A 13,777-nucleotide genomic window follows, 5' to 3' on the forward strand; every position below is an offset into this window, starting at 1 on the left:
CTCCTATTTTCCGCGTTGCTGCAGTAAGGCCGCGACCGGCGGTAAGCGGGCGGCTTTACTGGCCGGCAGCCAGGCAAACAACAGCCCGCACAGCGCCGCCATGGCCACCGCCGCCAGTGTTGCCCACCAGGGTGCGAACAGCGGTACGGCCGGCAGTTGCTGACGGCCAAACCACAGCAGCAGGTTGGCCAGCAGCACCCCCAGCACGGCGCCGGCCAGCGACAACAGCATGGCTTCCAGTATGAATATCTGCCGCACTTCGCGGGCCGAGGCCCCCAGTGCTTTCAGTAAACTGATTTCGGCGGTGCGCTGGGTGACGCTGATTAAGGTCATGTTCATCACCAGCACCCCGGCCACAATCAGGCTGATGGCGGCGATACCGGCAATGGCCAGGGTAATGACGCCGAGAATATTATCCAGTGCCTGCAGCAGCGAATCCGGTGTCATCAGGGTCACGTCCAGATGGCCGTCATGGCGTTGCTGCATCAGCTGTTCTGCGGCGCGGATAATACGTGGCATTTCGGCCGGATGACGGACATCGATCATCACCCGGAACACGCCTTCGGTGTTGTACAGCTGCATGGCGCTGGCCACCGGCAACAACAGGCTTTCACTGAAATCCATGCCCATGCCCACACCGCGTTCAGCCAGAATGCCGATCACCCGGCAGCGGTAATGATCAACCCGCAGCCATTGCCCCAGCGCCGGTTGGTTGGCAAATAATTCCTGCCGCAGGGTATTGCCGATTACACAGACCGGGCTGGCCTGAGTACGGGGAATATCCGGCAGCCCCTGGCCCCGGCTGAGCTGTAACTGGCGGATCTGAAAAAACAGATGGTCGGCGCCCAGTACCGGTGCGCTGCGGTTACGGCTGCCATACACCACGCGGGAATTGCCGGCGACCACCGCCGATACCTGTTCGACGCCAGGAATGCGCAGCAGGCTGTCGACATCGTCAAGGGTAATGGGGCGGGCACCTTCGCCGGTCATCGGCGGCATGCCGCCGGTGGTTTCTTTGCGCCCCGGCAGCATGGCCAGAATGTCTTTGCCCATGATGGCAAATTCCTGGTTGATGTAACGGCGGCCGCCTTCACCAATGCCGGTGAGTACCACCACCGCCAGCACGCCAATGCTCATGGCCAGCAGCTGCATAACGGTGCGGAAACGCTGGCGCAGCAGGGCGCGCAGGCTAAAACGCAGCAGATCAGCCGGGCGGATCATGCCCCGCTCCGGTGGTTGTTATCCGGGGTGCTGCTGCAGTCATCACTGACAATACGGCCATCCACCATGCGGACACGCCGGTGGGCGCGTTTGCCCAGCGCCGCATCGTGAGTGACCACAATCAGGGTAATGCCATCGGCGTTCAGCTCTTCCAGTAAGGCCACCACCTCGGCGCCGGACTGGCTGTCGAGGTTGCCGGTGGGTTCATCGGCCAGCAATAAATGCGGCCGCATAATAATGGCGCGGCCAATGGCTACCCGCTGGCGCTGACCACCGGATAATTGATTAGGTAAATGCCCGGCACGATCGGTCAGACCCAGCCGTTCCAGCACCGGTTGCAGGCGACGCTGGCGTTCGGCCGGCGCGATGCCGGCCAGAATCAGCGGTAATTCAATGTTTTCGGCGGCAGATAAGCGTGGAATCAGATGGTAGGACTGAAACACAAACCCGATTTCGTTGCGGCGGTACACAGCGCGCTGCTCTTCGCTTAACGGCACGGTATCGGTGCCGCTTAACCAGTATTTGCCTTTATCCGGCACGTCGAGCAGGCCGAGCATATTCAGCAGGGTGGATTTACCGGAACCGGACGGCCCCATCACCGACAGGTATTCGCCGGCGTTAATGCTCAGCTGAATATCGTTCAGCGCGTGTACCGGTTCGTCGCCGAGCAAAAAGGTTTTATGCACACCGCTGACGCGGATCAGGGGGTTGGCATCGGGTTGCTGGCTGCTCATGGTTGCTGGCCTGGTTCCGGCACCAGTGTTACCCGCGCGCCGGCCACGGCGGCCGGGTTATCCAGCCGGGTCAGAATCTTCTGGCCTTCTGCTAAGCCGGCCAGAATTTCCGTCCAGGTCCAGTTGCTCAGGCCAATGGTAACTGCCTGTTGTTGCAGGGTGGTGCCATCGGCACTGAGGGTAAGCACCTGGTTGCCTTCTAATAAGGCTTCGGTGGGAATGCGTACGGTGTTATCCCGGTGGTCGGTAATCACTTCAATATCGGCGCTGTAGCCGACCAGCAGCTGGACATCATCGGGCAGCTGGTCAAAGCGCACATCGACATCGACGGTACGCGCCTGCCGCTCCAGATCCTGCACATAGGGAGCAATACGGCTGACCGTGCCGGTAAAGGCGCGGTCGCGGAAAGCATCCAGGGTGACACGGGCCGGCATGCCGGTACGGATATTGGCGGCGTCGACTTCATCAATGGGGGCGCGCACGTACAGACAGACATCGTCGATTAAATCAATGGCGGGCGGGGTGGCCACCCCTGGCGGTGACGGGGTGGCGTATTCACCCACTTCGCCGTTCACTTCGGCCACCACGCCGGCAAAGGGCGCCCGCAGCTGGGTCTGATCCAGCCGCGCCCGTTGTACTAAGGCACTGGCGCGGGCCTGCGCGACCTGAGCATCGGCCTGCAGGCAATTCAGGCGGCTCATTTCGGCACTGGTTTCGATACGGTCGAGTTGTTCGGCCGAGGACAGCTCTTTACGGAATAATTCACGCTGGCGCTGCAGCTCCCGCGTATCGGCTTCGGCTTTGCGACAGGCGGAATCGCGGGTAAGGCTGGCAATACGGATCTGTGCCTGTGATTGCTGCAGTGAGGCTTTTAAATCCTCGTTCCACAGCTCCAGCAGCAGCGCACCGGCGGCGACTTTATCGCCCTGATCGACGTGCAGCTTGCTGACCTGACCACCCATGGCCAGGGATAACCGTGAACGGTTGCAGGCGCGTACTGTTCCCGAGCGGGTATTGGCCACCAGTGCTTCCACATTGCCGGTGCTGACGCTGGCCATGCTAATGTCTACCGGAGCCGGCGGGCGTAATACCCACCAGGCACTTAGGGCAGCGAATCCGGTTACAGCGAGCAGGGCTTTTTTCACGGTCATGTCCTTTGCTATTGATCGCCTTACCTTAGAGCTTTTGCCGCCAACAAAAAAGCCCGCACAGCGGGCTTTCAGCGAAACAAGACAGCGGACAGGAAATTCCTTACCACATCAGATCGTCGGGAATCTGATAAGCGGCGTACGGATCATCCTCTGCCATGGCGGCGGCGGTGCTTTCGGCAATATAAATAAAGTGGTTGTCTTTGCGCTGGCGGATTTTTTCAGCAATCTGCAGCGGCACCACTTCGTATTTTTTCTCGCCGGGTAAATCGAGTGCAATTACCGCCAGCTGACCGCGGCTTAAGCGGTCCCAGATGGCCTGGTCCACATACAGCTGTTTGATCTTTTTGCCATCCACAAACTGGTATTTGATATCACCACGTTCACTTTTAATGGCGTTGGTCAGCACCAGCTGAGTGACCTGCGCGGCAATGGCTTTTTTCTGCGCTTCCTGTTCTTTCTGCAGGTTCAGCAGGCGGTCGCGCTCGGCTTTTTCTTTGCGCGTGGCGTCGGCTTTGGCCTTGGCGGCATCAATTTCGTTGGCCTGGCCGGTGCGCTGCAGGTGATCCTGCATCTTCAGTTCTTTGGCCGCTTTTTTGGCTTTCTTTTTATCCACCAGGCCGGCGGCCAGCAGCTGTTCCTGTAATGACTTTGCCATGTGCGCCTCAGTGTTTGGGTGGCCACACGCCGGCCGGAATAAGATCTGCCAGCTGGTCGATGGTGGCGTCGCGTTCTTCAGTGCTGTCGGCAACCACGGTGACGTGACCCAGTTTACGCGCCGGACGCGCTTCTTTGCCGTAAGAATGGCGGAACGCATTAGCAATGGTTGCGGCTTGTTCGGCTGGCGTTTCATCGCCAATCACGTTCAGCATCGCCACGGCCGGGTATTTCGGCTCGGCCGCACCCAGTGCCAGGCCGGCAATGGCCAGCATGTGGTTGCGGAACTGGCTGGTGGTCGCGCCTTCAATCGACCAGTGGCCGGAGTTGTGCACGCGTGGTGCTACTTCGTTAGCCACTAAGCCTTCAGCCGTTTCAAACAATTCCAGCGTAATAGTGCCGACGTAATCCAGGCTGTAAGCCAGCTGACGGATATAGCGTTCGGCCAGAGCCACTTTATCGGCGCTGAGGTTGGCGGCCGGGTACAGGGAATAACGCAGAATGCCTTCGTGGTGGACGTTCTCGGTCATCGGGAACACTACGATATTGCCGTTCACATCGCGGCTGGCAATCACGGAGGTTTCGCGCTCGAATTCCACAAAGGCTTCGGCGATTAATTCGCGGTTGCCAATGGCACGCCAGGCCGGGCCGGCGTCGTCGCTGGTGCGCAGCACATACTGACCTTTGCCGTCGTAACCTTCGGTGGTGGTTTTCAGCACAATCGGCAGACCCAGGGTGCTGATGGCGGTTTGCAGATCGTCGAGAGAATTCACCGCACAGAAACGGGTGGTGGCAATGCCGGCATCACGCAGGGCATTTTTTTCCAGCAAACGGTTCTGGAAGGTTTTCAGGGCTTTCAGGCTGGGGTACACCTTGTCGGCGACGTTTTCCAGCCGGGCGACGATATTGGCCGCAATGTTTTCGGTTTCGTAGGACACGCGGTCAACTGAGGCCAGAAAAGCATCCAGCGCTTCATCGCTGTGCGCGCGGGTGTCGTACAGGCTGATCTCCAGTTCCGGCAGGTCGCGGACACTGTCCATCAGCATCTGGCCCAGCTGGCCATTCCCTAAAATACCAATTTTCATGCGGTCAATACTCTTCAGAGGCCTGCCTTACAGGGCAGTGCGCGGATCGGGTTCGGCCAGTACAGATTCGGTCTGAGCGGCGCGGAAAGCGTCGATTTTGGCCAGTAATTCATTGTCGCTGGTGGCCAGAATCTGAGCCGCCAGCAGGCCGGCGTTTTTCGCCCCGGCATCACCAATGGCCAGCGTGCCGACGGCCACGCCACCGGGCATCTGCACGATGGACAGCAGGGAATCCAGACCGCTTAAGGCGCGGGATTTAACCGGTACACCCAGCACCGGCAGCGAGGTTTGCGAGGCACACATACCGGGCAGGTGGGCAGCACCGCCGGCACCGGCGATGATGACTTTAATACCACGGGCCTGCGCGGTTTTGGCGTAGTCAAACAGCAGATCCGGGGTACGGTGGGCAGACACCACTTTCACTTCATAAGCCACGCCCAGCTTGTCGAGCATATCGGCAGCGTGTTGCATGGTGGGCCAGTCGCTCTTCGAGCCCATGATGATTCCAACCGGTACGGTCATTCTGCGTCCTCGTGCGGATTTGGCTGGTGGCAATGCCGCCAGCGGGAAAGCGGCGGATTTTACCACAAGGGTGGGGGAGAGACAGCCCTGGCTGATTTTCAGCCCGCCGGGCTGATACGGCCGCCGCTGCCGTGCTGGTTTAGCCGTCACTGCGTGACGGCTTTTTGCGGCTTGCAGCCGCTGGACAGGCCGCCGTTGGCGGCCTGATGCGGGGCTCCGCCCCTGCGCCCCAATGTAAGGGGATGAATCCCCTTACCAACCCCTCTGGCCCGCGTCCCAGCTGATCCTTGCTGAAAAAATCCGCTAACGCCCACGGATCGTAAGGTACATCCTGTACCACGATCCTTGCCCGGCATCCCGCCGGGCATGGCTACCGTCTTTTTTCATCGTCGGGCTGGCCCGAATGGGCCGGAAAAAACCGCAGCAAATTTAATATTTTCTAGCGGCCTGCGGCCGGAAGAATTTTCTTCTTTTGGCTTTTGGCTTTTGGCTTTTGGCTTTTGGCTTTTGGCTTTTGGCTTTTGGCTTTTGGCTTTTGGCTTTTGGCTTTTGGCTTTTGGTTTTTGGTTTTTGGTTTTTGGTTTTGCGCGCATAGCGCGCTCAATTAAACCCAGCCGGCGTAGCCGCTACTATTTTACGGCCCATTCGTTCCAGCCCGAAGTTTGGCAAAGCCAATAGCATCGTTTGGATGACTCCAAACGAGTGGCCAGGGGCATGGACAATTTTGTTGGAACAAAATTGAACAGCCGAAGGCTGGCCCGCAGGGCGAAAGGCAGGATGCCTGAAGTCTCCCCCTTGGCCGCGTATGCTTAATTGGCTTTGGTAAACGAGGAACCAGCTGGAACGCGGGCCAGAGGGGTTCGCAAGGGGATACCTCCCCTTGCAATACCAGCGGCCGAAGGCCGCAAAAAGCCGTCACGCAGTGACGGCTAAACCAGCTGCCATGCAATGGCAGCCAACCAGCCCAACGGGCTGGCGTACACAATGCAAAGCCAGCGCGCAGCGCGGAAAAAGCAAGCCAGTCTGGCGCTACAGACTGATCTCCCCAGCATTGATGGCGGCTTCCACCTCCGCCGTCAGCGCTTCGTAAGCCGCCTGCTTACCCACCAAAACCAGCACCGGCTCGCTGACTTTATCCAGATGGTAAGCCTCGTTTTTCAGCTCCACCTTGCGGTATTTGAAGGTGCCGGTCACTTCTTCCTGTTCGCGCAGGCGCAAAAACAGCGGAATGGCGTAGGCGGGTAATTTTTCGCGTAAATGGCGGGCCAGGGCACCCCAGTCCGGGCTGGCGCCGGGCTTCAGGGTAATGGCGGCCATGCCGGCGCGGCCATCGGTGTGGGGTATTTCCACGCCGTACACCACCGCGTGTTCGATATCGTCGAACTCCATCAGAATGGATTCCACTTCGGTGGTGGCGACGTTTTCACCTTTCCAGCGGAAGGTGTCCCCGAGGCGGTCGGCAAAGGCGACGTGCTTGAAGCCCTGGTTTAATACCAGATCCCCGGTGTTGAACCAGCAGTCGCCTTTTTTGAACACATTGCGGAATAATTTTTTCTGGCTGGCGTCTTCGTCGGTATAACCATCGAAGGGCTGTTTGTCGTTCACTTCGGTAATCAGCAGGCCGGTGCCGCCTTTTTTAACCGGCACCATAAAGCCTTTTTTATTGCGCAGCGGTTCGTCGTTTTCAATATCGTAGGCGACGATGTTGTACGACAGCGGGCAGATACCGGCGGTTTTATCCAGATTTAAGGCGTTGGTAAATACCAGGTTGCATTCGCTGGCGCCGTAAAATTCGTTGATGTGTTTAATACCAAAACGCTGTTTGAATTCCATCCAGATATCTGGCCGTAAGCCGTTGCCGATCATTACGCGGATTTTATGCTGGCGGTCGTTGTCGCTGGCCGGGGTATTCAGTAAATAACGGCACAGTTCACCGATGTAGCAAAAAGCGGTGGCGCCGTGGTCACGGATTTCATCCCAGAATTTCGACACACTGAATTTACGCGAAATGGCAATGCAGGCGCCGGCGCCCAGCACCGCGGCCATGGAAACCGTTAAGGCGTTGTTATGGTACAGCGGCAGGCTGACGTACAGCACATCGTCTTTGCGCAGTTTCATGGACGCCAGGCCCATACCGGCCATGGATTTAAACCAGCGGTAATGGGTCATTACTGAGGCTTTTGGCATGCCGGTGGTGCCGGAGGTAAAAATATAATAACAGGGCTGGTGCATCTGCACGGCCGCGGTGGTGCCGGGGTTGCTGTCGGGTTGTGGCGCGCAGGCAGCGTGCAGATCCTGATAATGCGCCGGACAGTCGCGCTGGCCGGTGTCTTTCACATAATAGAGTTGCGCTTTTAATGCGCGCGGCAGAGCGTGTTCGACGGTGGCCAGGTTATTCAGCATTTCTTCACCGATCAGCAACGCTTTCGGCTGAATCAGGTTGATGCTGTGTTCCAGCACTTCACCGCGCTGCGAGGTATTGATCATACCGGCAATGGCGCCCAGTTTTACAATGGCCATTACGGAAATCAGGCTTTCCGGGCGGTTTTCCAGCATTACCCCAACACTATCTCCGGCACCGATGCCCTGGCTGATTAATAAATGGGCAATGCGGTTGGCGGCTTCGTTCAGCTGCTGATACGACCAGGTAATATTCTGGTAGCGGATGGCAATATGGTCGGGCTGACTGGCGGCGTGTTTTTCCAGTAATAAACCAATGGATTTTTTCTTTTCCGGTTTGGTGGTCACCAGTGCCGCCACGCCTTTTAAGGTTACGCCCAGTTCGGGCAGGCCCTGTACGACACTGCCGAGAATATTCACCAGGCTGACATGACGGGGTTGTAACGGTGCCGGAGAGGTGGTGGTCATAAGCAATTTACCTTAATTTTTTATTGTTGGTTTCAGCGTAATTCAGCCGAGCTTTTACCCAGTAAACGGCGGGCAATAATCAGCTGCTGAATTTGTTGGGTGCCTTCAAAGATATCCAGAATTTTTGAGTCGCGTGCCCATTTTTCCAGTAATTCGTCTTCACTGTAGCCCAGCGCCCCCAGCAGCTCGACACAGCCCAGGGTAATGGCGTTGGCCGTGCGGCCGGCTTTGGCTTTGGCCATGGAGGCTTCTTTGGAGTTGGGCATGCCGTTGTCGGCCATCCAGGCGGCTTTTAAGGTCAGCAGGCGGGCGGCTTCCCAGTCGGCCTCAAAGCGGTACAGCTGGGCTTCCAGATGGCTGGTATTTTTCAGGTCATGACGGTACTGCGGTTGCAGGCCGTATTCCTTCAGAATGGCCCAGCTGCGGTCGAGGGCGGCTTTGGCGACGCCCACCGCCATGGCAGCGACCACCGGGCGGGTGTTGTCGAAGGTTTGCATTACGCCGGCGAACCCCTGTTCGGGGTTAATGTCGGGGCTGCCGAGCAGGTTGGTGGCAGGGACGCGGCAATCGGTAAAGGTAATGGCAGCGGTGTCGGAGGCTTTGATACCGAGTTTCTTTTCCAGCCGCACCACGTCCATGCCGGGGGTGCCTTTTTCCACCACAAAGGATTTGATGGCGGCGCGGCCGATACTGCGGTCGAGGCTGGCCCAGACCACCACTGCCTCGGCGCGCTCACCGGAGGTGACGTAAATTTTTTCGCCGTTCAGAACGTAATGGTCGCCGTCTTTAACGGCGGTGGTGCGGATGGCGGCGGAATCGGAACCGCAGCCCGGTTCAGTAATGGCCATGGCCGCCCATTTTTTACCAAAACGGGCGAATTGTTCGGCATCGGCCACGGCGGCAATGGCGGCGTTGCCCAGACCCTGACGGGGCAGGGTAAGGGATAAACCGACATCGCCCCAGCACAGTTCCTGCAGCCCCAGCACGGTCGACATATTGGTGCTGTTGACGATGCCATCGGCGTGCTTTTTATCCTGTTTTAATTTACCGGCGCCGGCGCCTTCTCCCATGGTGCCGTCGTTCATGCCATCCATTATGGCGGCCAGTATATCCAGCTCGACCGGGTAGGCGTGTTCGTTACGGTCGTATTTACGCGAAATAGGGCGGAATACGTTGTTGGCCACCTGCCGCGCCTGCTGCACCAGCGGGCGGAATTTTTTCGGAACTTCCAGATTCAGCATGAGTGTTCTCCTTACAGGTGCAAACCACTGTTGATGCAACCCAGCACGCGCAAATCGCGGTACCAGCGTTCGGCCGGATGTTCTTTGGTGAAACCGTGGCCACCCAGTAACTGCACGGCGTTGGTGCCGATTTCCATGGCTTTGTCGGCGCACAGAATATGCGCCAGATACGCTTCGCGGTGGAACGCTTTGCCCTGTTCGGCCAGTGCCGCCGCGCGCCAGGTGAGCAGGCGCATGGATTCCAGTTCGATGGCCATATTGGCCAGCATAAAGGCCACTGACTGCCGGTGGCTGATGGGTTCGCCAAAGGCTTCGCGTTCATTGCAGTAGGGAATCAGGTAATCCAGCGCGGCCTGGCAGGTGCCGGTGGCCAGCGCACACCAGTGCAGCTGACCCAGATCGAGAAAATCACGGTAGTGAAAATCGCTGTGCTCGCCGCCGAGCAGGGCGTTGTGGTCAAGTTTGACGTTGTCCAGAGTCAGGGTGCCGGTTGCTGCTGCACGCAGGCCCATGGCCGGTTGCGCTGCAAAGCTCAGGCCGGCGGTGTCGGCCGGTACAATAAACAGCCGTGGCTTGCCGTGGTAATGCGCCGCCACCAGATACAGCTGCGCCTTGCCGCCCAGCGGCACCAGGGTTTTTTCACCGTTCAGGGTAAAGCCTTTGCGCTGACTGGTAGCACTGCAGCGGAGTTTGTCGGCACTGAACAGCGGGTGTTGTTCCTGCACCGCAATGGCGGCCTGCACCGGTTGTTCGCCCAGCCATAACGGCAGCCAGCGTTGCTGCTGTTGCTGGGTGCCCCAGCGTACCAGCGCATTGGCCACCGCCACCGGGGCGAGGGTGGCAAACGCCAGGGATAAATCGCCCCAGGCCAGTTCTTCGGCAATGATGGCGCTGGTGGTCGGACTGTAACCACTGGCGGCACCGCCCATGGATTCGGGCACGGCAAACAGATTCAGCCCCAGTGCCATGGCGTCCTGCAGATAAGTGTCGGGCAGGGCACAGGCTTCGTTGGCGTCGTGAGCCAGCCCGCGCACGATATCGCTGGCGTAGGCGCGCACGCTGTCTTTAATCATCTGCTGTTCGTCGGTAAGGCTTAAATCAAACAGCTGTTTTTCGCGGCTGTTGGGCAGCCGTTCGCCGGGGGTGGGATCGGGTTGCTGGCGCTTTTGCAGCAATTTACCGGCGAAGCGGAAACCGGCGCGGGTGGATAAATAGGCGATGCGCTCAACCGGTTTGCGCAGACCGTATTTTTCTGCCCAGCGGCTGCCGGCGAAGCGGCTGGCCAGCCGTAAGCCGACGCCCTGAATGTCCTGTGCCATCAATACTGCCTCAGTCATTATTCTTATGCGCCGAGGTTGTCGGATTCAGAACTCAATAGCATTGGCAGCAGTGGCCAAGGCCGGTGGGCGGTTCGGTCAGTCGGCTACGCGCAGGCATTGCTGCAGACTGTGCCGGCAAGCCTGTAACACCGCCCGGCCAATGTGTTCACCGGCGCGGGTATGTTTGCCGCAGAACGCCAGCGCCGGAGTGTCAGCGCTGGCCGGTGGGCAGATCACGGCGTGGCTGTCGGTGCCGGTGCCGCTGGCGGGCAGGCCGGATACCGGGCTGAGTAAATTCAGATCACGGATGGCGGTGACCTTGGCTTCGGTCAGCTGAATTAAGGCTTCGGTCATGGCCGCCGGGGTTAACGGCTGGTGCAGCAGCAGCCAGATATTAATAGTACCCGCCCGCGGCGGTGCATCGGCCCGGTCGCCGGGGCGGCGCAGATTGGCCAGCCCGGCGGTAACCCAACATTCGGCGGTAAAATGCGTATCACCGCTGCGGGCATAACCCAGTGATTGCATGGAGGCGGCGGTCATCATACCGCAGCAGGGTGCGCTTAAATGCAGTTGCTGTGCCTGTTGCTGCAGCGTTTGGGCGGCCGGTGGCCAGGGTGGCGGGGCATTGGCATCGACGCGCAGATTCAGCAAACTGCGCGCGCTACTGAAACCGCCATTGAGTACGGCCGAGCTGAGAATTGGCCAGCGTTCAGGCAGATGCAGGACGATGTAATCAGGCTGATGCAAAAACTCTATGGCGTGGCAGTTGGGCGCCGGACGGTCTGTCGTTATCATAGGGGCTGTTTACCACGTCCCGTTACAGGAAACACCATGCTGACGTTATTGTCGCCGGCGAAAACGCTGGATTTTGACACGCCACCGGTTATCACAACAGCCACCCAGCCCGGATTTACCGATGATTCGGCGGCGCTGGTGGATATTCTGAAAGGCTACTCCCCGGATCAGCTGGGTGCGTTAATGAAACTCAGCCCGGCGCTGGCGCAACTGAATGTGCAGCGTTTTCACGACTGGCGTCTGCCGTTTACGGCGGAGAATGCCAAACAGGCCATTCTGGCCTTCAAGGGCGATGTGTATACCGGTCTGGATGCTGATACCTTAACCGCGCAGCAACTGGCATTTGCTCAGCAGCATGTGCGCATTTTAAGCGGTTTGTATGGGGTGCTGCGGCCGCTGGATTTAATGCAACCGTACCGGCTGGAAATGGGCACCAAACTGGCGAACCCGCAGGGGAAAGATTTATACGCCTTCTGGGGCGATAAAATCACCGCGGCGCTGAATGCCGAACTGGCGCAGCAGCAGGCTGACGTGGTGGTGAACCTGGCGTCGAACGAGTATTTTGGTGCGGTCAAACCAAAACAGCTGCAGGCGCGGCTGATTACCCCGGTGTTTAAAGATGAAAAAAATGGCCAGTACAAAATCATCAGTTTTTACGCCAAAAAAGCCCGTGGCCTGATGACCCGCTGGATCATTGAACAGCAGCTGGATTCACCGGTCTTATTGGCCGATTTTAACGTTGCCGGTTATCGCTTCAGTGAAGAAGATTCCCGTGGCGACACCCTGGTATTTAAACGAGCAGAGAAGGATATCCCTCATGCGTAAACTGATGTTGGTTGTAGCGGGTCTGGTTACCTTGTTATTAAGTGGTTGTGTGCTGGCGCCGCAAACCATTTCCCTGGCCGAACAGGCTGATATTCAGGGCATGACCTCACCGGGCCGTGAGGCGCTGGTGCGGGTGGTGGACGAACGCCAGGTTGGTTTTGATGTGCTGGGCCACCGCGGCGGCCGCGCACCGGAAAACTCGCCGTTACTGGCCGATAAACCCCTGACCCAGGCGTTAACCGCGCGCTTACAAAACAGCCTGGCGGCGTTGGGTTTTGGTGCGGCCAATGACCCGCAACCGCTGCGCGTACAGCTGACCGTGGAAGAGTTTCTGTACCAGTGCAACGAAGGCATTATCGTGAATGAATGCAGTATCTCGATGCGCTTTCAGGTAACCGTTATAGACGGTGAGAAAACCTTTACCAAGCCCTATGGCATTAATGAAATGCGGTCGCTGGCGACCTCGCCGGTGAAGGAATACAGCCAGCAGTGGGTGAATGATGCGCTCGGACGGCTGTGGTCTTATATGTTCAATGACGCTGAGCTGAAGCGTTCTTTAGGGGTTATTTAACCGGCAGCCTGCCGGGCTGGGTTTTCAGCCTTGCCGGCTGTCAGCCCTGTCGGGCTGGTTTAGCCGTCACTGCGTGACGGCTTTTTGCGGGCTGCGCCCGCTGGACAGGCTGCCATTGCATGGCAGCTTATGCGGGGCTCCGCCCCTGCGCCCCAGTGCAAGGGGAGGTATCCCCTTGCCAACCCCTCTGGCCCGCGTCCCAGCTGATCCTCGTTTACCAAAGCCAATTGAGCATACGCGGCCAAGGGGCATCCATGCCCCTGGCCACTCGTTTGGAGTCATCCAAACGATGCTATTGGCTTTGCCAAACTTCGGGCTGGAACGAATGGGCCGAAAAAACAGTAGCGGCTACGCCGGCTGGGTTTAATTGAGCGCGCTACGCGCGCACAGCCCAAAAGAAAAAAGAAAAATTCTTCCGGCCGAAGGCCGCAGAAAACTATTCGGGTTGCTGCGGTTTTTCCCGGCCCAATCGGGCCAGCCCGCCGCTGAAAAAAGCCGGTAGCCATGCCCGGCGGGATGCCGGGCAAGGATCGTGGTACAGGATGTACCTTACGATCCGTGGGCGTTAGCGGATTTTTTCAGCAAGGATCAGCTGGAACGCGGGCCAGAGGGGTTGGTAAGGGGATTCCTCCCCTTACATTGGGGCGCGGGGGCGGAGCCCCGCAATAGGCCAGTCGCGGCAGCGGCGGCCGTATCAGCCCATCGGGCTGACAGCCTGCAAGGCTGAAAACAGCCAGCGCGCAGCGCTGGTGTCACGGGCATGGCCCGTTCCCACAGAAGCCAACCAGCCC

Annotated in this window: 13 protein-coding genes; 3 read left to right on the forward strand and 10 right to left on the reverse strand. The window is 58.6% G+C overall.

Annotated features, from left to right (window positions below; all coding sequences use genetic code 11):
* Positions 1-3: 3 nt before the first annotated feature.
* From GJQ55_RS05360 to purE, 6 genes are all read right to left on the reverse strand, one after another.
* Positions 4-1,221: an ABC transporter permease gene (locus GJQ55_RS05360; RefSeq protein WP_228346477.1), complete on the reverse strand. Its 1,218-nt coding sequence runs from the start codon at positions 1,219-1,221 to the stop codon at positions 4-6.
* Positions 1,218-1,955: an ABC transporter ATP-binding protein gene (locus GJQ55_RS05365; RefSeq protein WP_228346478.1), complete on the reverse strand. Its 738-nt coding sequence runs from the start codon at positions 1,953-1,955 to the stop codon at positions 1,218-1,220. The genes GJQ55_RS05360 and GJQ55_RS05365 overlap by 4 nt, the downstream gene beginning before the upstream one ends.
* Positions 1,952-3,106 carry an efflux RND transporter periplasmic adaptor subunit gene (locus GJQ55_RS05370; RefSeq protein ID WP_420907156.1) on the reverse strand — a complete coding sequence of 385 codons (1,155 nt, stop codon included), beginning with the start codon at positions 3,104-3,106 and terminating at the stop codon, positions 1,952-1,954. The genes GJQ55_RS05365 and GJQ55_RS05370 overlap by 4 nt, the downstream gene beginning before the upstream one ends.
* Before the next feature lie 100 nt (positions 3,107-3,206).
* Positions 3,207-3,761, reverse strand: a complete 555-nt coding sequence (locus GJQ55_RS05375; protein WP_228346480.1) for a DUF2058 domain-containing protein — start codon at positions 3,759-3,761, stop codon at positions 3,207-3,209.
* 7 nt (positions 3,762-3,768) lie between these two features.
* Positions 3,769-4,845 (reverse strand): 5-(carboxyamino)imidazole ribonucleotide synthase, encoded by a 1,077-nt coding sequence (locus GJQ55_RS05380; RefSeq protein ID WP_228346481.1) that lies wholly within the window; start codon positions 4,843-4,845, stop codon positions 3,769-3,771.
* Between the two features lie 27 nt (positions 4,846-4,872).
* Entirely contained in the window at positions 4,873-5,367 is a 495-nt protein-coding gene (purE, locus tag GJQ55_RS05385) for a 5-(carboxyamino)imidazole ribonucleotide mutase (RefSeq protein ID WP_228346482.1), read from the reverse strand.
* A gap of 366 nt (positions 5,368-5,733) precedes the next feature.
* On the opposite strand from purE, the gene GJQ55_RS05390 reads away from it, so the two are divergent.
* Positions 5,734-6,045, forward strand: a complete 312-nt coding sequence (locus GJQ55_RS05390; RefSeq protein ID WP_228346483.1) for a hypothetical protein — start codon at positions 5,734-5,736, stop codon at positions 6,043-6,045.
* Between the two features lie 351 nt (positions 6,046-6,396).
* On the opposite strand, the gene GJQ55_RS05395 is transcribed toward GJQ55_RS05390, so the two are convergent.
* From GJQ55_RS05395 to GJQ55_RS05410, 4 genes are all read right to left on the reverse strand, one after another.
* Entirely contained in the window at positions 6,397-8,235 is a 1,839-nt protein-coding gene (locus tag GJQ55_RS05395; protein ID WP_228346484.1) for a long-chain-acyl-CoA synthetase, read from the reverse strand.
* A gap of 32 nt (positions 8,236-8,267) precedes the next feature.
* Positions 8,268-9,476, reverse strand: a complete 1,209-nt coding sequence (locus GJQ55_RS05400) for an acyl-CoA dehydrogenase family protein (RefSeq protein WP_228346485.1) — start codon at positions 9,474-9,476, stop codon at positions 8,268-8,270.
* Positions 9,477-9,487: 11 nt separating this feature from the next.
* Positions 9,488-10,795 carry an acyl-CoA dehydrogenase family protein gene (locus GJQ55_RS05405; RefSeq protein WP_228346486.1) on the reverse strand — a complete coding sequence of 436 codons (1,308 nt, stop codon included), beginning with the start codon at positions 10,793-10,795 and terminating at the stop codon, positions 9,488-9,490.
* Between the two features lie 96 nt (positions 10,796-10,891).
* Positions 10,892-11,590: an adenosylcobinamide amidohydrolase gene (locus GJQ55_RS05410; RefSeq protein WP_228346487.1), complete on the reverse strand. Its 699-nt coding sequence runs from the start codon at positions 11,588-11,590 to the stop codon at positions 10,892-10,894.
* 36 nt (positions 11,591-11,626) lie between these two features.
* On the opposite strand from GJQ55_RS05410, the gene yaaA reads away from it, so the two are divergent.
* Both yaaA and GJQ55_RS05420 read left to right on the forward strand, forming a co-directional pair.
* Positions 11,627-12,415, forward strand: a complete 789-nt coding sequence (gene yaaA / locus GJQ55_RS05415) for a peroxide stress protein YaaA (protein WP_228346488.1) — start codon at positions 11,627-11,629, stop codon at positions 12,413-12,415.
* The gene (locus GJQ55_RS05420; protein ID WP_228346489.1) at positions 12,408-12,986 is read left to right on the forward strand and encodes a YajG family lipoprotein; all 579 of its coding nucleotides are present in this window, start codon (positions 12,408-12,410) and stop codon (positions 12,984-12,986) included. Before yaaA ends, GJQ55_RS05420 begins: the two co-directional genes overlap by 8 nt.
* Positions 12,987-13,777 lie beyond the last annotated feature (791 nt).

The organism is Venatoribacter cucullus (assembly GCF_016132445.1).
Lineage (GTDB): Bacteria > Pseudomonadota > Gammaproteobacteria > Pseudomonadales > Oceanobacteraceae > Venatoribacter > Venatoribacter cucullus.

Coding starts and splice junctions, on each gene's coding strand:
- purE (WP_228346482.1), bottom strand. CDS start 5,367: ATGACCGTACCGGTTGGAATCATCATGGGCTCGAAGAGCGACTGGCCC.
- GJQ55_RS05395 (WP_228346484.1), bottom strand. CDS start 8,235: ATGACCACCACCTCTCCGGCACCGTTACAACCCCGTCATGTCAGCCTG.
- GJQ55_RS05410 (WP_228346487.1), bottom strand. CDS start 11,590: ATGATAACGACAGACCGTCCGGCGCCCAACTGCCACGCCATAGAGTTT.
- GJQ55_RS05390 (WP_228346483.1), top strand. CDS start 5,734: ATGGCTACCGTCTTTTTTCATCGTCGGGCTGGCCCGAATGGGCCGGAA.
- GJQ55_RS05375 (WP_228346480.1), bottom strand. CDS start 3,761: ATGGCAAAGTCATTACAGGAACAGCTGCTGGCCGCCGGCCTGGTGGAT.
- GJQ55_RS05400 (WP_228346485.1), bottom strand. CDS start 9,476: ATGCTGAATCTGGAAGTTCCGAAAAAATTCCGCCCGCTGGTGCAGCAG.
- GJQ55_RS05380 (WP_228346481.1), bottom strand. CDS start 4,845: ATGAAAATTGGTATTTTAGGGAATGGCCAGCTGGGCCAGATGCTGATG.
- GJQ55_RS05365 (WP_228346478.1), bottom strand. CDS start 1,955: ATGAGCAGCCAGCAACCCGATGCCAACCCCCTGATCCGCGTCAGCGGT.
- GJQ55_RS05370 (WP_420907156.1), bottom strand. CDS start 3,106: ATGACCGTGAAAAAAGCCCTGCTCGCTGTAACCGGATTCGCTGCCCTA.
- GJQ55_RS05405 (WP_228346486.1), bottom strand. CDS start 10,795: ATGGCACAGGACATTCAGGGCGTCGGCTTACGGCTGGCCAGCCGCTTC.
- GJQ55_RS05420 (WP_228346489.1), top strand. CDS start 12,408: ATGCGTAAACTGATGTTGGTTGTAGCGGGTCTGGTTACCTTGTTATTA.
- GJQ55_RS05360 (WP_228346477.1), bottom strand. CDS start 1,221: ATGATCCGCCCGGCTGATCTGCTGCGTTTTAGCCTGCGCGCCCTGCTG.
- yaaA (WP_228346488.1), top strand. CDS start 11,627: ATGCTGACGTTATTGTCGCCGGCGAAAACGCTGGATTTTGACACGCCA.